This window comes from Bradyrhizobium sp. HKCCYLRH3059 (assembly GCF_051168035.1).
In the GTDB taxonomy this organism is placed as follows: domain Bacteria; phylum Pseudomonadota; class Alphaproteobacteria; order Rhizobiales; family Xanthobacteraceae; genus Bradyrhizobium.
In genome coordinates, this window is the sequence record NZ_JBNPUF010000001.1 from 516051 (window position 1) to 531248 (window position 15198).

15 protein-coding genes are annotated in these 15198 nt (G+C 68.1%); 11 read left to right on the forward strand and 4 right to left on the reverse strand.

Annotation, left to right across the window (positions count from 1 at the left end; genetic code table 11):
• The first annotated feature begins 2 nt into the window (after nt 1-2).
• From dnaJ to ACQR13_RS02440, 7 genes are all read left to right on the forward strand, one after another.
• Complete coding sequence (gene dnaJ / locus ACQR13_RS02410) at nt 3-1133, forward strand: molecular chaperone DnaJ (protein ID WP_315716828.1); 1131 nt, start codon at nt 3-5, stop codon at nt 1131-1133.
• A 236-nt stretch (nt 1134-1369) separates the two neighbouring features.
• Nucleotides 1370-1972: a class I SAM-dependent methyltransferase gene (locus ACQR13_RS02415; protein ID WP_315716829.1), complete on the forward strand. Its 603-nt coding sequence runs from the start codon at nt 1370-1372 to the stop codon at nt 1970-1972.
• 45 nt (nt 1973-2017) lie between these two features.
• Complete coding sequence (locus ACQR13_RS02420) at nt 2018-2596, forward strand: NADPH-dependent FMN reductase (RefSeq protein WP_315825824.1); 579 nt, start codon at nt 2018-2020, stop codon at nt 2594-2596.
• A gap of 6 nt (nt 2597-2602) precedes the next feature.
• Nucleotides 2603-3334, forward strand: coding sequence for an orotidine-5'-phosphate decarboxylase (gene pyrF / locus ACQR13_RS02425; protein ID WP_434862549.1), 732 nt, complete (start codon nt 2603-2605; stop codon nt 3332-3334).
• A gap of 33 nt (nt 3335-3367) precedes the next feature.
• Nucleotides 3368-3670: a DUF1330 domain-containing protein gene (locus tag ACQR13_RS02430; protein ID WP_315716832.1), complete on the forward strand. Its 303-nt coding sequence runs from the start codon at nt 3368-3370 to the stop codon at nt 3668-3670.
• A gap of 94 nt (nt 3671-3764) precedes the next feature.
• Nucleotides 3765-4583 (forward strand): 4-hydroxy-tetrahydrodipicolinate reductase, encoded by an 819-nt coding sequence (dapB, locus tag ACQR13_RS02435; protein WP_315716833.1) that lies wholly within the window; start codon nt 3765-3767, stop codon nt 4581-4583.
• A 24-nt stretch (nt 4584-4607) separates the two neighbouring features.
• Nucleotides 4608-5231, forward strand: coding sequence for a 2,3-bisphosphoglycerate-dependent phosphoglycerate mutase (locus ACQR13_RS02440; protein WP_315716834.1), 624 nt, complete (start codon nt 4608-4610; stop codon nt 5229-5231).
• Nucleotides 5232-5713: 482 nt separating this feature from the next.
• Here ACQR13_RS02440 and ACQR13_RS02445 read toward each other — a convergent pair whose 3' ends face one another.
• Both ACQR13_RS02445 and ACQR13_RS02450 read right to left on the reverse strand, forming a co-directional pair.
• Entirely contained in the window at nt 5714-6613 is a 900-nt protein-coding gene (locus ACQR13_RS02445; RefSeq protein WP_315750496.1) for a bifunctional helix-turn-helix domain-containing protein/methylated-DNA--[protein]-cysteine S-methyltransferase, read from the reverse strand.
• 320 nt (nt 6614-6933) lie between these two features.
• On the reverse strand, nt 6934-7467 hold the full coding sequence (locus ACQR13_RS02450) for a DUF2244 domain-containing protein (RefSeq protein WP_434862550.1): 534 nt from the start codon (nt 7465-7467) through the stop codon (nt 6934-6936).
• Between the two features lie 22 nt (nt 7468-7489).
• Here ACQR13_RS02450 and nth point away from each other — a divergent pair, with 22 nt between their 5' ends.
• The 4 genes from nth to ACQR13_RS02470 all read left to right on the forward strand — a co-directional run bounded on the left by nth (nt 7490) and on the right by ACQR13_RS02470 (nt 11695).
• A complete protein-coding gene (gene nth, locus ACQR13_RS02455) occupies nt 7490-8314 on the forward strand; it encodes an endonuclease III (protein WP_315825679.1) in 825 nt (274 codons plus the stop codon).
• A gap of 209 nt (nt 8315-8523) precedes the next feature.
• On the forward strand, nt 8524-9576 hold the full coding sequence (locus ACQR13_RS02460) for a type III polyketide synthase (protein WP_434862551.1): 1053 nt from the start codon (nt 8524-8526) through the stop codon (nt 9574-9576).
• Nucleotides 9573-10079, forward strand: coding sequence for an isoprenylcysteine carboxyl methyltransferase family protein (locus tag ACQR13_RS02465; RefSeq protein WP_316203420.1), 507 nt, complete (start codon nt 9573-9575; stop codon nt 10077-10079). The genes ACQR13_RS02460 and ACQR13_RS02465 overlap by 4 nt, the downstream gene beginning before the upstream one ends.
• Nucleotides 10076-11695: a DHA2 family efflux MFS transporter permease subunit gene (locus ACQR13_RS02470; protein WP_434862552.1), complete on the forward strand. Its 1620-nt coding sequence runs from the start codon at nt 10076-10078 to the stop codon at nt 11693-11695. Before ACQR13_RS02465 ends, ACQR13_RS02470 begins: the two co-directional genes overlap by 4 nt.
• Here the strand turns inward: ACQR13_RS02470 and ACQR13_RS02475 are convergent.
• Entirely contained in the window at nt 11633-12385 is a 753-nt protein-coding gene (locus ACQR13_RS02475; protein WP_316193796.1) for a sulfate transporter family protein, read from the reverse strand. The genes ACQR13_RS02470 and ACQR13_RS02475 overlap by 63 nt on opposite strands.
• A 77-nt stretch (nt 12386-12462) precedes the next feature.
• A complete protein-coding gene (locus tag ACQR13_RS02480) occupies nt 12463-14940 on the reverse strand; it encodes a heavy metal translocating P-type ATPase (RefSeq protein ID WP_434862553.1) in 2478 nt (825 codons plus the stop codon).
• Between the last annotated feature and the right edge of the window lie 258 nt (nt 14941-15198).

Genomic DNA, 15198 nt, shown 5'->3' on the forward strand with positions numbered 1-15198 from the left:
TGATGTCCACCAAGCGCTGCTACTACGAGACCCTGGAAGTCGAGCGCGACGCCGACGAGAGCAAACTCAAGGCCGCCTTCCGCAAGCTGGCCATGAAGTGGCACCCGGACAAGAATCCGGGCGATGCCTCCAGCGAAGTGAAATTCAAGGAAATCAACGAGGCCTATGAGGTGCTGCGCGACGCCGACAAGCGCGCCGCCTACGACCGCTATGGCCACGCCGCCTTCGAGCAGGGCGGCATGGGCGGGGCGCACGGCTTCGGCGCCGGCTTCGCCTCCTCGTTCTCCGACATCTTCGAAGACCTGTTCGGCATGGCCGGGCAGCGCCGTGGGGGCACCGGACGCGAGCGCGGCGCCGATCTGCGCTACAACATGGAAATCACCTTGGAAGAGGCGTTCCAGGGCAAGACCGCACAAATCGAAATTCCGGTCTCGGTGACCTGCGAATCCTGCTCCGGCACCGGCGCCAAGGCCGGCACCAAGCCGAAGACCTGCGCGATGTGCGGCGGCGCCGGCCGCGTGCGGCAGGCGCAGGGCTTCTTCACCCTGGAGCGGACCTGCCCCGGCTGTCACGGCCGCGGCCAGATGATCGAGGACCCCTGTCCGTCATGCTCCGGCTCCGGCCGCGTCACCCGTGACCGCACGCTGTCCGTCAACATTCCCCAGGGCGTCGAGGACGGCACCCGCATCCGTCTCGCCGGCGAGGGCGAGGCGGGCCTGCGCGGCGGGCCGCCGGGCGATCTCTACATCTTCCTGTCGTTGACGGCTCACGAGTTCTTCCAGCGCGACGGCGCCGACCTGCACTGCCGGGTGCCGATCTCGATGGTGACCGCGGCGCTCGGCGGCGAGTTCGAGGTGCCCACGATCGACAAGGGCAAGACCAAGGTGAAGATTCCCGCCGGTGCGCAGTCCGGGCGCCGGTTCCGGATCGCGGCCAAGGGCATGCCGGTGCTGCGCTCGCGCCAGACCGGCGACATGTATGTCCAGATCGTTGTCGAGACGCCGCAGAACCTGACCAAGAAGCAGCAGGAATTGCTGGCCGAGTTCGAGAAGCTGTCCTCAGGAGCGACCCAGCCCGAGGCCGCCGGCTTCTTCACCAAGGTCAAGGACTTCTTCGGCAAGGCGGCGAGCTGAGCCGTGAGTGCAGAACCGCGGGACCTGGTGCTTTCGCTGATTGGCATCGGAATGTCGATTTCGAGCGAATTTGCTGCTCCGCACATGCAAAAAATTATCGAATGCAACTGTAAGAGCGCGGGCCCGCCAGCCTTAATCGTACGTTACGGTTCGGCTTGACCGCCCCGCCTGCGCCCTATACGTCTTTGTGACTCTTTTCTGACATCGCCGTGAAGACGGTCCCGTCTGGTACTGAGATGCCCCTGCAAACGTCCGTGCGTGCGTCGAAAAAGCCTCTCCGTCTGGACGACGAAGTGCGCTTCCTCCGCTCATGGATCGAAAAGCCGCTGCACATGGGCGCCGTCATGCCGTCGGGCCGACTGCTGGCCCGCACCATGGCGCAGTACGTCGATCCGCACGGGACAGGCCCCGTCATCGAGCTCGGACCGGGCACCGGCGCGATCACCAATGCGCTGGTCGAACATGGCGTCGATCAGAAGCGGCTGGTGCTGGTCGAGTACAATCCGGGCTTCTGCGCCCTGCTGCGCGACCGCTACCCGCAGGCCAAGGTGGTCCAGGGCGACGCCTATCGCCTTCGCGACACGCTCTGGAACGTGCTCGGCGCCCCGGCCTCGGCCGTCGTCTCCGGCCTGCCGCTCGTGACCAAGCCGATGCTGACCCGCATGAAGCTGATCCGCGATGCGTTCGCGGCGATGTCGCCGAATGCGCCGTTCGTGCAGTTCACCTACTCCGTCGTGCCGCCGATTCCGAAGTCGCTGCCCGGCGTTACCACGCAGGCCTCCGAGCGCATCTGGATGAATCTTCCGCCAGCGCGCGTCTGGGTGTATCGCAAGCCCTGACCGGCGGCCGCGATCCTTCGTGGCGGGTCGTTGACCGACCTCACGATGTCCGCGCTGAAGATGCTCATCATCCCCGGTTCGACGCGAGCCGGCTCGCACAACGCGAAGCTCGCCGCGGCCGCCGCCTATCAGTTCGTGCAGGCCGGCGCCGACATCACCCGCATCTCGCTCGCCGACTTCCCGCTGCCGATCTACGACGCCGACCTCGAGGCGCAATCGGGCATTCCGCTTCACGCCGTGAATCTGACGCGCATGATCGGCGTCCATCATGCCGTGCTGCTGGTGACGCCGGAATACAACGCCTCGGTGCCGCCGCTGCTGACCAACGCCATCACCTGGATCTCGCGCGTCGACGAGCCGCCGGGCAGCCGCGGCGCGGTGTTCCGCAACAGGCCGTTTGCGATCGCCGCCGCCTCCGAGAACCGCTTTGGCGGCGTGCGTGCGCTCTCGGCCTTGCGGCTGATGCTGACGGCCTGCAACGCGACGGTGATCCCGAGCCAGCTTGCGCTGGCCTTCGCCGACAAGGCCTACAACGACATGGACCGGCTCAAACTGCCCGCCGACATCACGGCGCTCGACGCGCTGGTGCGGGAGCTGATCGCAACAGCGCAACATACGATGTGAGGTGACATGCCGACCGAGATTGCTCCCCGCGACCGCCTGATCGTGGCGCTCGATCTGCCGAGCGTGGCGGAGGCCGAAGCCATGATCGCACGGCTCGGCGACGCCGTGACGTTCTACAAGATCGGCATGGAGCTGACCTATGCCGGCGGCCTCGGTCTCGCCGAACGGCTCGCGGCGGAGGGCAAGCATGTGTTCATGGACCTCAAGCTGCACGACATCCCGAACACCGTCGAGCGCGCCACCCGGCAGATCGCCAGGCTTGGCGCCCGCTTCCTCACCGTGCACGGCTTCTCCCAGAGCATGAAGGCGGCGCTCGCCGGCGCCGCCGGCTCCAGCCTCGAGCTGCTCGCCGTCACCGTCATGACGTCCTACGACGATGCCGATCTCGCCGCCGCCGGCTACGCCATGGGTGTCAAGGAACTCGTGGCGCACCGCGCCAGGCAGGCCAAGGAGATCGGCATCCACGGCCTGATCCTGTCGCCGGAGGAGACCCAGCTCATCCGCCCGCTGGTCGGCCCTGATATGCAGCTCGTGACCCCCGGGATCCGCCCGGCGGGATCGGACGTTGGCGACCAGAAGCGCATCATGACCCCGGCGCTGGCGATCGCCGGCGGCGCCGACCGCCTCGTCGTCGGCCGTCCCGTCACCGGCGCCGCCGATCCGGTGGCGGCCGCCGAGAGCATCGTCGCCGACATCGCCAGCGCCGTCGCGCTGGTCGGCAAGACCAACCGAGCTTGAGCAAGCGCGCCAGAGAGCAAGGAGACGACAGGGATGCCCAAGGCCTATTGGATCGCGCGGATCGACGTGCACAACATGGACGGCTACAAGGACTACGTCGCGCAGAACGGCGCCGTGTTCCACCAGTACGGCGCCAAATTCCTGGTCCGCGGCGGCCAGTACGAGACCAAGGAAGGCACCTCGCGCTCGCGCAACGTCGTGATCGAGTTCAAGGACTACGCGACCGCGCTGGCGTGCTACAATTCCCCTGAATACCAGCGGCTGGTGGCGATGCGCGCGCCGCATTCGCAAGGCGATCTGGTGATCATCGAGGGCTATGACGGCCCGCAGCCCTGATCGCCGCCCGCCCCGGCCACCGTCGACGTGGCCTCGCTCGGTTGCCGCCGCTATCAGCCCCGGCTATAGCCCTTGAAGGGGCAGAGGAGTTGACATGTCCAAGATGCGCTTGATCGTTGCCGGAGCCGGCGGCCGCATGGGCCGCGCCCTGGTGCGCGCGATCGCCGAGACCGACGGCGCCGTGCTGGCGGGCGCGCTCGAAGCCCCCGGCTCGGAGCTGATCGGCAAGGACTCCGGCGCCCTCGCCGGCCTGCCCGCCAACGGCATCAAGCTGTCGGGCGACCTCTGGAGCATGTCGGCCGAGGCCGACGGCATCCTCGATTTCACCGTCCCGGCCGCGACCATCGCCAATGTCGCCATCGCCGCCCAGCGCGGCATCGTCCACGTCGTCGGCACCACCGGCCTGTCCGCGTCGGACGACGCCGTCATCAGGAGCGTCACCAAGCGCGCCATCGTCGTGCAGTCCGGCAACATGAGCCTCGGCGTCAACCTGCTGGCGGCGCTGGTCAAGCAGGTGGCGAAGTCGCTCGATGCCGGCTTCGACATCGAGATCCTCGAGATGCACCACAAGCACAAGGTCGACGCGCCCTCGGGCACGGCGCTGATGCTCGGCCGGGCCGCCGCCGAGGGCCGCGGCATCGCGCTCGACGAGCATTCCGCGCGCGGCCGCGACGGCATCACCGGCGAGCGCCGCAGCGGCGACATCGGCTTCGCCTCGCTGCGCGGCGGCACGGCGGCGGGCGATCACAGCGTCATCTTCGCCGGTCCCTCGGAGCGGCTGGTGCTGTCCCACCAGGCCGAGGACCGCATGATCTTCGCCCATGGCGCGCTGAAGGCGGCGCTGTGGGCCCATGGCAAGCCGCCGGGCTACTACACGATGGACGACGTGCTCGGCCTCAAGGACCTGTTCTAGTTCAACGTCGATGGAAGCGAACTGATGAGCGAACGTCTCCTGGTGCTGGTGCGCCACGGCCAGAGCGAGTGGAATCTGAAGAACCTGTTCACCGGCTGGAAGGATCCGGACCTGACCGAGCAGGGCGTGGCCGAGGCCAAGGAGGCCGGGCGCAAGCTGAAGGCGCAGGGACTGGTCTTCGACGTCGCCTTCACCTCGGTGCTGACGCGCGCCCAGCACACGCTCGACCTGATCCTGACCGAGCTCGGCCAGACCGGCCTGCCGACAGCCAAGAACCTCGCGCTCAACGAGCGCGACTATGGCGACCTCTCCGGCCTCAACAAGGACGACGCCCGCGCCAGATGGGGCGAGGAGCAGGTCCACATCTGGCGCCGCTCCTACGACGTCCCGCCGCCCGGCGGCGAGAGCCTCAAGGACACGCTCGCCCGCGCGCTGCCCTACTACGTCCAGGAGATCCTCCCCGGCGTTCTCCGCGGCCAGCGCACATTGGTCGCCGCCCACGGCAACTCGCTCCGCGCCCTGATCATGGTGCTGGAGAAGCTGACGCCGGAAGGCATCCTGAAGCGCGAGCTGGCGACTGGCGTGCCGATCATCTATCGCCTGAACGCCGACTCGACGGTGGAGTCGAAGCTGGACCTGGCGGGCTAGGACCGTCGCAAGATTCCACTGCTCATGGGTGATCGCATCCCCATGAGTTGAAGCCCAGCCCCCGCCGTATCGACGCTGCGCTCCCTCTGCCCGTTCTCAAGGGCAGAGAATTGAGAGCAGCCGAGGCGAGCCCCGCTGTCACCCTCCCCTGGAGGGGGAGGGTCGGCTCAGATGCGCGGAGCGCATGTGAGCCGGGGTGGGGTGATCTCTCCACTCGCACCGGTTTCCGCGGCTCACCCCACCCCGCTCGCCCGCTTCGCGCGCGATCGACCCTCCCCCTCCAGGGGAGGGTGAGACTGAGATCGCGGCGCCTGACTGGAATTCGTGTCGTACGAAAAGCTGCGTAGTTTCTCAGTCGTCATGCCCCGCGAAGGCGGGGCATCCAGTACGCCGTGACGGTCGCGAGACTCGAGACGTCGGTGTTTACTGGATCGTCAGCGTTCGCGGACGGTGACAGCGAGAGTAGCAGCGGCCTCGCCGCTCTACCCCATCCCCACCTGCCCGGCCTCCCACCCGATCATCGCCTGCTTCCGGGTCAGCCCCCAATGATAGCCCGTCAGCGCGCCGGTCTTGCCGAGCGCGCGATGACACGGCACCACGAACGAGATCGGGTTCTTGCCGACCGCCGCGCCCACCGCGCGCGAGGCTTTCGGCGACTCCAGCCGGGTCGCGATGTCCGAGTAGCAGACGGCGCGGCCCATGGGGATCTTGAGCAGGGTCTCCCAGACGCGGACCTCGAAGTCGGTGCCGATCAGGACGACGCGCAAGGGCTGGTCGGGCCGCCACAGGGTCTTGTCGAAGATGCGCTGGGCGAGGCCGGCGGTGCCGGGGACGTCTTCGATATAGGTGGCGCGGGGCCAGCGGCTCTTCATGTCGGCGAGCGCGCCAGCCTCCTCGCCGGGGTCGGCGAAGGCGAGGCCAGCGAGGCCACGCGGGGTGGCCATCACCAGCGCGATGCCGAACGGGCAGGGGTGGAAGCCGTAGCGCAAGGTGGTGCCGGCGCCGCCGGTCTTCCATTCGCCGGGCGACATCGCTTCATGGGTGACGAACAGGTCGTGTAGCCGGCCGGGGCCTGACAGCCCCGAGTCGAGCGCTGCGTCGAGCACGCTGGCCGAGCTCTTCAGTAGACCCTTGGCGTGGTCGAGCGTCAGCGCCTGCATGAACGCCTTCGGCGTCAGCCCGGCCCAGCGCCGGAACAGATGGTGCAGCTCGTCCGGCGTCAGGCTGGCGGCGTCGGCCATGTCCTCGATGGTCGGCTGCCGCCGCCAGTGTTCCGAGATGAAAGCGATCGCGCGGCGCACCGCATCGTAGTCGCGCAGCGCGGCCGATTGTTGCGGGCCCGGCTTGGCCAGGGCGGAATCGTGAATGGCGAGGGTCATCATGATCCGGATGTAGGGCGGCCGGGGCGCGGACTCCACCCGATTTCCGATCGGGAGGCTAGGGGCGTTGCGATCGGCTTCGGCTTGAAACAGGAGTTTCCCGGCTTGCTCCGTCATTCCGGGGCATCGCGCAGCGATGAGCCCGGAATCCATAACCACGAGAAGACGTGTGAGGCGAGATGCCCACTACCCGCGTGCCCCACACAAGGTCCTGTGGGTATGGGTTCCGGGCTCGCGCTGCGCGCGCCCCGGAACGACGCCGGAGGGTGTTAGCGGCGCTTTCGCCTGGGTAGAGCTGCCCGCAGTCAGTGCCCTTGGACGCGCTACAGCGGGTTGTACACCGGCCCGCGCTTCGCGGCCTGCAGCCCGGCCGTGAGGGCCTTCGCAAAACTGGCTTTCTCCTCCGGGCCCAAAAAGCTCGCGATGGCGACGCGCTGGCCGCGCGCCACCAGGTAGAGGCGCTCGATACCGAACTCCTCGTGAGTCTCCTGGTCGAGCCGCACCCAGAGCGGGTTGAAGCGCCATTCCATGACGTGGCCCTTGTGGCTGACGCGGCGCAGGCGCAGTTCGGTGAGCGTAATCGACACGTCCTCATAGGCGTTGGCGCGGCGGAAGTTGACCTTGAAGGCCCAGTAGATCGCCAGCGCATCCAGGCCGAAGAAGCCGAGCACCGGCCAGGCGCCCATCATGAGCGAGGCGATGCCGCCGATGAAGCTGATGGCGCAGACCACGACCATCAGCACCAGAAAGCCGGTGCGGTTGAGCGAGCGATGCGGCGTCAGCCGGGCCGCGAACAGCTCGGGATCAGCGGCGTCGGTGCCGGTCTCCTGATACGCAAAAGCATTGCCTGGCGTCATGGGGCCTCAGTATACCCGGATCATGGCCAAAATCACCCGCCCCCAACGCGCCAAACCGGCGCCGGTTCGCAGCCCCTTGAAGAAGGCCGCTCCCAAGGCCGGGCCCAAGTCAGCCCCCAAGGCCGCCTCGAAACGGGCCGCCAAGAAGGCTCCGACGGCCAAGCCGAAGAGCCCTGCCCGGCCGGTCAAGACAGCGTCGAAGGCGGCCAGGCCCTGGACCCCGGCCGAGATCCGCGAGGCCTTCAGCCGCTTCGCACAGGCCAATCCGGAGCCGAAGGGCGAGCTCGAGCACCTCAACCCCTACACCCTGCTGGTCGCCGTGGTGCTGTCGGCGCAGGCGACCGACGCCGGCGTCAACAAGGCGACGCGGCCGCTGTTCGCCGTCGCCGACACGCCGCAGAAGATGATCGCGCTCGGCGAGGACAAACTCCGCGACTACATCAAGACCGTCGGCCTCTACCGCACCAAGGCCAGGAACGTGATCGCGCTGTCGCAAAAGCTGATCAGCGAGTTCGGCGGCGAGGTGCCGCGTACGCGCGCCGAGCTCGAGTCGCTGCCCGGTGCCGGCCGCAAGACCGCGAACGTCGTGCTCAACATGGCGTTCGGCGAGCACACGATGGCGGTCGACACCCATGTGTTCCGCGTCGGCAACCGCACCGGCTTAGCACCCGGCAAGACGCCGCTGGAGGTCGAGCTCGGGCTGGAGAAGGCGATCCCGGCCGAGTTCATGCTGCATGCCCATCACTGGCTGATCCTGCACGGCCGCTACACGTGCCTGGCGCGCAAGCCGCGCTGCGAGCTGTGCCTGATCAAGGACCTCTGCCGCTGGCCCGAGAAGACGGCCTGATACGTCGTGCGTGACGAACGGTTTCGCCTGAGAACGCGTTTGACAGTCACTATTGTGTCACGCCGCGACGCCGTCTCACCATGGCCGGGCCACATCGCCGCCCGCATTGGACATAAGATGACACCCGTAATCCGGGGCGATGTGAGTGGCGCGTGACGATTCCCGCGTTCTCGGACCTTTCTGCGCCGGGACGTTGAAGGATCAGCCGCATGGACAACACTGCCGCACTCGTGTCGCTCGCGACCTCGGTGCCACCGCATCAGCTTCGCCAGAACGAAGTGATGGAGGCCGCACGCGTGGTGCTGGCGCCGCGCTTCCCGCAGTTCGACACGATGGCGAGCCTGTTCGCCAACACCGGCATCCGCCAGCGCTACGGCGTCAAGCCGATCGAATGGTACATGGAGCGGCGCGGCTGGCCGGAGCGCACCGAAGCCTATCTCGAAGGCGCCGAGGCGCTGTTCGTCGACGCGGCGAACAAGGCGCTTGCGCAGGCCGATCTCAACGCCGCCGACATCGACACCATCGTCACCGTGAGCTCGACGGGGATCGCGACGCCGACCTTGGAAGCGCGCGTCGCCGGCCGCCTGGGTTTTCGCGCGGACGTGTCGCGCGTGCCGGTGTTCGGGCTTGGCTGCGCCGGTGGGGTCTCGGGCCTGTCGATCGCCGCGCGCCTGGCGCAGGCCCGGCCCGGCACCAACGTGCTGCTGGTGACCTTCGAATTGTGCACGCTCGCCGTGCGCCATGATGAGTTGACGAAGGCCAACATCGTCGCGCTGAGCCTGTTCGGCGATGGCGCGGCGGCCGCGATCCTGCGCGCCGGCGATGGCGGCGCTATCCGCGTCGAGGCGACCGGCGAGAAGCTGTGGCCCGATACGCTCGACATCATGGGCTGGAGCGTCGATCCCGAAGGTTTTGGCGTGATCTTCCAGCGCACCATTCCGGACTTCGTCACCGAGAACATGGGCCCCGCGGTCAACGAGATCCTGGACCGGATGAAGCTCGCGCCTGCCGACGTCGACCGCTTCGTCTGCCATCCCGGCGGCGCCAAGGTGATCACGGCGCTGGAGCGCGCGCTGTCGCTGGATCAGGGCACGCTGGATCATGAGCGCGAGATCATCGCCGACTACGGCAACATGTCCGCGCCGACGGTGCTGTTCGTGCTGGAGCGCGCCCGCGCCCGGGGCTTGCCGCCGCGCTCGGTGCTCACTGCGCTCGGACCTGGGTTCACCGCAAGCTGCGTTTCATTGAGGCACGCCGCATGACCTTCGCCGCCTTCGTCCTCGCCCTCGTCACCATGCAGCGGCTCGGCGAGCTCGTGCTCGCCCGCCACAACACCAAGCGCCTGCGCGCCATGGGCGCGGTCGAGGTCGGGGCGGATCATTATCCGCTGATGATCTCGATGCATGCGGCCTGGCTGGTATCGCTGTGGCTGCTCGGCGCCGACCAGGAGGTCGACCCGTGGCTCTTGAGCGGCTTCGTGCTGCTGCAGGGGCTGCGCTGGTGGGTGCTGGCGACGCTCGGTCCGCGCTGGACGACGCGCATCATCATCCTGCCGGGGACGCCCCTCGTCACCGATGGTCCCTATCGCTACATCTCGCATCCGAACTATCTGGTGGTCGCAGCCGAGATCGCGCTGCTGCCGCTGGCGCTGCATCTGCCGCTGATCGCCCTGATCTTCTCCGGCCTGAATGCGGCGGTGCTGTTCATCCGCATCCGCGCCGAATCGGAAGCACTCACCGGCATCGGCGGCGGCCAGACCGCATGAGCGCATCGGCCGAGCCGCAGGATCGTCCGAGCCTCGCCACTTGGCTCGGCTTCATCCTGATGTGCGTCGGCATGTTCATGGCGATCCTGGACATCCAGGTGGTGGCGACGTCGCTGCCGACCATCCAGGAGGCGCTCGGCATCACGCCGGAGGCGATGAGCTGGATCCAGACGGCGTATCTGATCGCCGAGATCATCGCCATTCCGCTGACCGGGTTGCTCACGCGGGTGTTCACGTTGCGCTGGCTGTTCGTCGGCGCCGTCGGCATCTTCACCGCCGCCTCGCTCGGTTGCGCGTTCAGCGGCGATTTTCACACGCTGCTGGCGTTCCGCGTGCTGCAGGGCTTCTTCGGTGGTCTCTTGATTCCGGTCGTGTTCTCCGCCGTGTTCCTGCTGTTTCCACCGCGCCTGCACGCGGTCGCGACGACGATCGGCGGCGTGGTCGCGGTGCTCGCGCCGACCATCGGCCCGGTCGTCGGCGGGTTCATCACCAACACCTGGTCGTGGCCCTGGCTGTTCCTGATCAACATCGTGCCGGGCCTCGTCGCCGCGCTGGCGACGCCCGGCCTGCTGCCGAAGCAACGCATGGACCTCGCGGAGCTCGACAAGCTCGACCTGTTTGCGCTGCTGCTGCTCGCGGTGTCCCTGGCCAGCCTCGAGCTCGGGCTGAAGGAGGCGCCGAAGGGCGGCTGGCTGTCGTCGAACTGCATCGCGTTCCTGGTGCTGAGCGCGTCGTGCCTCACCTTGCTCGTCCAGCGCCTGCTGACCTCACCGCATCCGATCCTGCGGCTCGGCAGCTTTCAGCGGCGGTCGTTCACGCTCGGCTGCCTGTCGAGCTTCTGTCTGGGCATCGGGCTGTTCGGCTCGGTCTACCTGATGCCGGTGTTCCTCGCCTTCGTGCGCGGGCACGATGCGTTCGAGATCGGCAAGATCATGCTGGTCACCGGCGTGGCGCAACTGATCGCTGCTCCGATGGTGACGGCGCTGGACGGCAAGGTCGACGCGCGTCTCCTGACGGCGTTCGGTTTCGTGCTGTTCGGCTCCGGTCTGGCCGCGAGCGCGCTCCAGCCGCCGGCCGCGGACTATCAGGAGATGTTCTGGCCGCAGGTGGTGCGCGGCGTCGGCATCATGTTCTGCCTGCTGCCGCCGACGCGGATCGCGCTCGGCGACCTGCCGCAGGCCGAGGTCGCCGACGCCAGCGGGCTGTTCAACCTGATGCGCAATCTCGGCGGCGCCATCGGCATCGCGCTGATCGACACCATCCTCTATGGCCGCGTCGCCATGCATGCCCAGGCGTTTCGCGACCGCCTGCTGGCCGGCGATACCGCGGCGGCCAAGGCGATCGGGCTCGCGCCGGAGCTGCTGCGCAACCGGCCGCGCGGCGTCTCGGAGGAGCAGGCGATCGCCTATGTCCGGCCGCTGGTGGAGAAGGCCTCGCTGGCGCTGTGCGTCAACGAGGCCTGGTCGCTGCTCGCTGGTGTCGCGCTGCTCGGCTTCCTGCTGATCCCCTTCGCCCGCAGCAAGGCGACGAGCCTGTCGCCGCGGATGATGGCGCTAGAGGCTGCGCAGCCGGCGCTCCGGCGACGGCTCGATCAGCTCGGGCCGCGGTCCGGATAGGCGCTTGTGCAGGTGGACCATGAAGGCCATGCCGAACAGCGGCGTCGCCAGGTTCACGATCGGGATGGTGACGAAGGCCGCGATGATCAGTCCCGCGGTGAACACCGTGATCGCATTGTCGCGCCGCATCGCCTTGGCCTCCGCCGGCGGCCGGAAGCGCATCGCGGCGAGCTCGAAATATTCGCGGCCGAGCAGCCACGCGGTGGCGAGGAAGAAGATCACGAAGCCGGCGCCGGCGAGGAACACGAAGGGCAGGGCGACCAGATAGACCAGGATGGTGAGGCCGGCGGCCTTGAGGCCCTCGATGATGGCGACACCGAAGGGCAGGGCGACGCCGGGGCGCTCGGCCGGATAATGCTCGCGCTCGACCAGGTCGGCGACGTCGTCGACGAACAGGCTCGCGATCACCGAGGTGATCGCCGGCATCAGCATGATGCCGCCGAACACCACGCCGAAGCCGGCGGCGATCGAGATGATCCAGGTCAGCACCTCCAGGGTGCCGTGCGAGTTCGGCCCGAGCATGGCCTCCGCCCAGCCCTCGCCGGCAGTCGCGAGCCAGGTCAGGAGCCGCTGCAGCCCGATCGCGAGCACCGTGACCAGCACCAGCGCCAGCCCGATCGAGCGCCACAGGATCGAGCGCATCGGCGGCGACAGAATCTGCGAAATCGCCTTGATGGCGGCGTCGATCATGGCGGGGGTCCCTCGCTGCAAAGCCCGCGGCAGAGGTAGACATGCCGGCGGGCTTCGGCAAGTCCGCCGGCATCGTATCAAAGATCGGTCGCCCGCAGCCGCAGCGCGTTGCCGACCACGCTGACCGACGACAGCGACATCGCGGCGGCTGCGATGATCGGCGACAGCAGGATGCCGAACACGGGGTAGAGGATGCCGGCGGCGATCGGGATGCCGGCGGCGTTGTAGATGAACGCGAAGAACAGGTTCTGGCGGATGTTGCGCATCGTCGCCGCCGACAGTTTTCGCGCCCGCGCGATACCGCCGAGGTCGCCCTGCAGCAGCGTGATGCCGGCGCTTTCCATCGCAACGTCGGTGCCGGTGCCCATGGCGATGCCGACGTCGGCCGCGGCGAGCGCCGGCGCATCGTTGACGCCGTCGCCGGCCATCGCGACGATCTTGCCGCTGGCGCGCAGACGCGCGACCACGGCGCTCTTCTGCTCGGGCAGCACCTCGGCCTCGACCTCGGTGATGCCGATCTTGCGCGCGACCGCGGTGGCCGTGGTGCGGTTGTCGCCGGTCAGCATGATCACCTTGATGCCGTCGGCCGCGAGTGCCTTCAGCGCCTCCGGCGTCGACGCCTTGACCGGATCGGCGACCGCAAACAGCGCAGCCGGCTTGCCGTCGACGGCCATCGTGATCACGGTGGCGCCATCTTCGCGCAGCCGCTTGCTCTCGACGCCGAGCGTATCGGTGATGATGCCGAGCGAGGCGAGATAGGTGGCATTGCCCAGCACAATCGCCTTGCCGTCGACCTCGCCACGCGCGCCCTTGCCGGTCGGCGCGTCGAAGTTCTTGACGTCGGCGAGCTTGATGTTGCGCTCCGCGGCATGCCGGACGATGGCCTCGGCCAGCGGATGCTCGCTGGCGCGCTCGACGCTGGCGGCCAGCCGCAGCGCGTCGGCCTCGTCGAAGCCCTGAGCGGTGACGATGCTGGTCACCTTCGGCTTGCCCTCGGTCAGGGTACCGGTCTTGTCGACGACCAGCGTATCGACCTTCTCCATCCGCTCCAGCGCCTCGGCGCTCTTGATCAGCACGCCGGCCTGGGCGCCGCGGCCGACCCCGACCATGATCGACATCGGTGTCGCAAGACCGAGCGCGCAGGGACAGGCGATGATCAGCACGCTCACGGCGGCGACGAGGCCGAATGCGAAGCGCGGCTCGGGACCGAACGCGTACCACGCGACGAACGCGGCAATGGCAGCAGCGATCACGGTCGGCACGAACCAGCCCGCGACCTGGTCGGCGAGGCGCTGGATCGGCGCGCGCGAGCGCTGCGCATCGGCGACCATCTGCACGATCTGCGACAGCAGGGTCTCGCGGCCGACCTTGTCGGCGCGCATCACGAAGCTGCCGGTCTGGTTCAAGGTGCCGGCGATGACGCGCTCGCCTTCGTCCTTGGTGACCGGCATCGACTCGCCGGTGACGAGCGATTCATCGAGCGACGAGCGGCCTTCGAGGATGACGCCGTCGACCGGTACCTTCTCGCCGGGACGGACGCGCAGCCGGTCGCCGACCGCGAGCTCGGCGATCTCCACCTCATGATCGTTGCCGTCGGTGTCGAGCCGCCGCGCCGTCTTCGGCGCCAGCTGCAGCAGCGCCTTGATGGCGCCCGAGGTCGCCTCGCGCGCCCGCAGCTCCAGCACCTGGCCGAGCAGCACGAGGATGGTGATGACCGAGGCCGCCTCGAAATACACCGCCACCGCGCCGCCATGGCCGCGGAAGGCCGGCGGAAACGCCTGCGGCGCGAAGGTCGCGATGACGCTGTAGACATAGGCGACGCCCGTGCCCATCGCGATCAGGGTGAACATGTTGAGATTGCGGGTCTGGACCGACTGCCAGCCGCGCACGAAGAACGGCCATCCGGCCCACAGCACCACCGGCGTCGCCAGCGCGAACTGGATCCAGTTCGACAGCACGGGATCGATCAGGCCGTGGCCGCCGACGAGGTGGCCGCCCATCTCCAGCACGACCACTGGAGCTGCCAGCACCGCGCCGATCCAGAATCGTCGCGTCATGTCGGCGAGCTCGGGATTGGGCGCATCGTCGAGGCTGATGACGTCGGGCTCCAGCGCCATGCCGCAGATCGGGCAGGTGCCTGGGCCTTCCTGACGGATCTCGGGATGCATCGGGCAGGTGTAGATCGTGCCTGCCGGCATCTCCGGCGGCGGCTCGCGTTCGCCGAGATATTTGTCCGGCTCGGCCGCGAACTTGGTGCGGCAGCCGGCCGAGCAGAAATGGAAGGTATGACCCAGATGGTCGAAACGATGCTTCGAGGTCGCAGGATCGACGCTCATGCCGCAGACGGGATCGATGACCTTTGCCGTCTCGCCATGCTGATGCGCGTGATGAACGTGGCCGCCGCAGCACGACCCCATGGCTGCCGGCGCAACGGCGGCTGCGAGATACTTGGCCGGATCGGCGGCGAACTTGGCGCGGCAGCCGGCCGAGCAGAAATGGAAGGTCTGTCCCTGATGCCCGAAGCGATGCTTCGAGGTCGCGGGATCGACCGACATGCCGCAGACCGGATCCGTTACCTTCGCTGGTTCAGGCGCAGCGTGGTCCGAGCCGCCGCAGCAGGCCCCCGAATCGCTGGCAGGTGCCGCGCCGGCACGATCGCTGCAACAGCTGTCGGCGGAGACCTGTTCGTGTCCGGTTTCCACCGCGCGCGCGCGCGATCCACGGCCGCATCCGCCCTCGCCGGCCGCCGCGCCGCCATGCTCGTGTCTGGTTTCCGACATCGCTCAGCCTCTTGAAACCTATACCCTGTAGGG

Excerpts from the sequence above, each read along its gene's own strand:
- dnaJ (WP_315716828.1), top strand. The coding sequence starts at position 3 with ATGTCCACCAAGCGCTGCTACTACGAGACCCTGGAAGTCGAGCGCGAC.
- ACQR13_RS02415 (WP_315716829.1), top strand. The coding sequence starts at position 1,370 with ATGCCCCTGCAAACGTCCGTGCGTGCGTCGAAAAAGCCTCTCCGTCTG.
- ACQR13_RS02420 (WP_315825824.1), top strand. The coding sequence starts at position 2,018 with ATGTCCGCGCTGAAGATGCTCATCATCCCCGGTTCGACGCGAGCCGGC.
- pyrF (WP_434862549.1), top strand. The coding sequence starts at position 2,603 with ATGCCGACCGAGATTGCTCCCCGCGACCGCCTGATCGTGGCGCTCGAT.
- ACQR13_RS02430 (WP_315716832.1), top strand. The coding sequence starts at position 3,368 with ATGCCCAAGGCCTATTGGATCGCGCGGATCGACGTGCACAACATGGAC.
- dapB (WP_315716833.1), top strand. The coding sequence starts at position 3,765 with ATGTCCAAGATGCGCTTGATCGTTGCCGGAGCCGGCGGCCGCATGGGC.
- ACQR13_RS02440 (WP_315716834.1), top strand. The coding sequence starts at position 4,608 with ATGAGCGAACGTCTCCTGGTGCTGGTGCGCCACGGCCAGAGCGAGTGG.
- ACQR13_RS02445 (WP_315750496.1), bottom strand. The coding sequence starts at position 6,613 with ATGATGACCCTCGCCATTCACGATTCCGCCCTGGCCAAGCCGGGCCCG.
- ACQR13_RS02450 (WP_434862550.1), bottom strand. The coding sequence starts at position 7,467 with ATGACGCCAGGCAATGCTTTTGCGTATCAGGAGACCGGCACCGACGCC.
- nth (WP_315825679.1), top strand. The coding sequence starts at position 7,490 with ATGGCCAAAATCACCCGCCCCCAACGCGCCAAACCGGCGCCGGTTCGC.
- ACQR13_RS02460 (WP_434862551.1), top strand. The coding sequence starts at position 8,524 with ATGGACAACACTGCCGCACTCGTGTCGCTCGCGACCTCGGTGCCACCG.
- ACQR13_RS02465 (WP_316203420.1), top strand. The coding sequence starts at position 9,573 with ATGACCTTCGCCGCCTTCGTCCTCGCCCTCGTCACCATGCAGCGGCTC.
- ACQR13_RS02470 (WP_434862552.1), top strand. The coding sequence starts at position 10,076 with ATGAGCGCATCGGCCGAGCCGCAGGATCGTCCGAGCCTCGCCACTTGG.
- ACQR13_RS02475 (WP_316193796.1), bottom strand. The coding sequence starts at position 12,385 with ATGATCGACGCCGCCATCAAGGCGATTTCGCAGATTCTGTCGCCGCCG.
- ACQR13_RS02480 (WP_434862553.1), bottom strand. The coding sequence starts at position 14,940 with ATGTCGGTCGATCCCGCGACCTCGAAGCATCGCTTCGGGCATCAGGGA.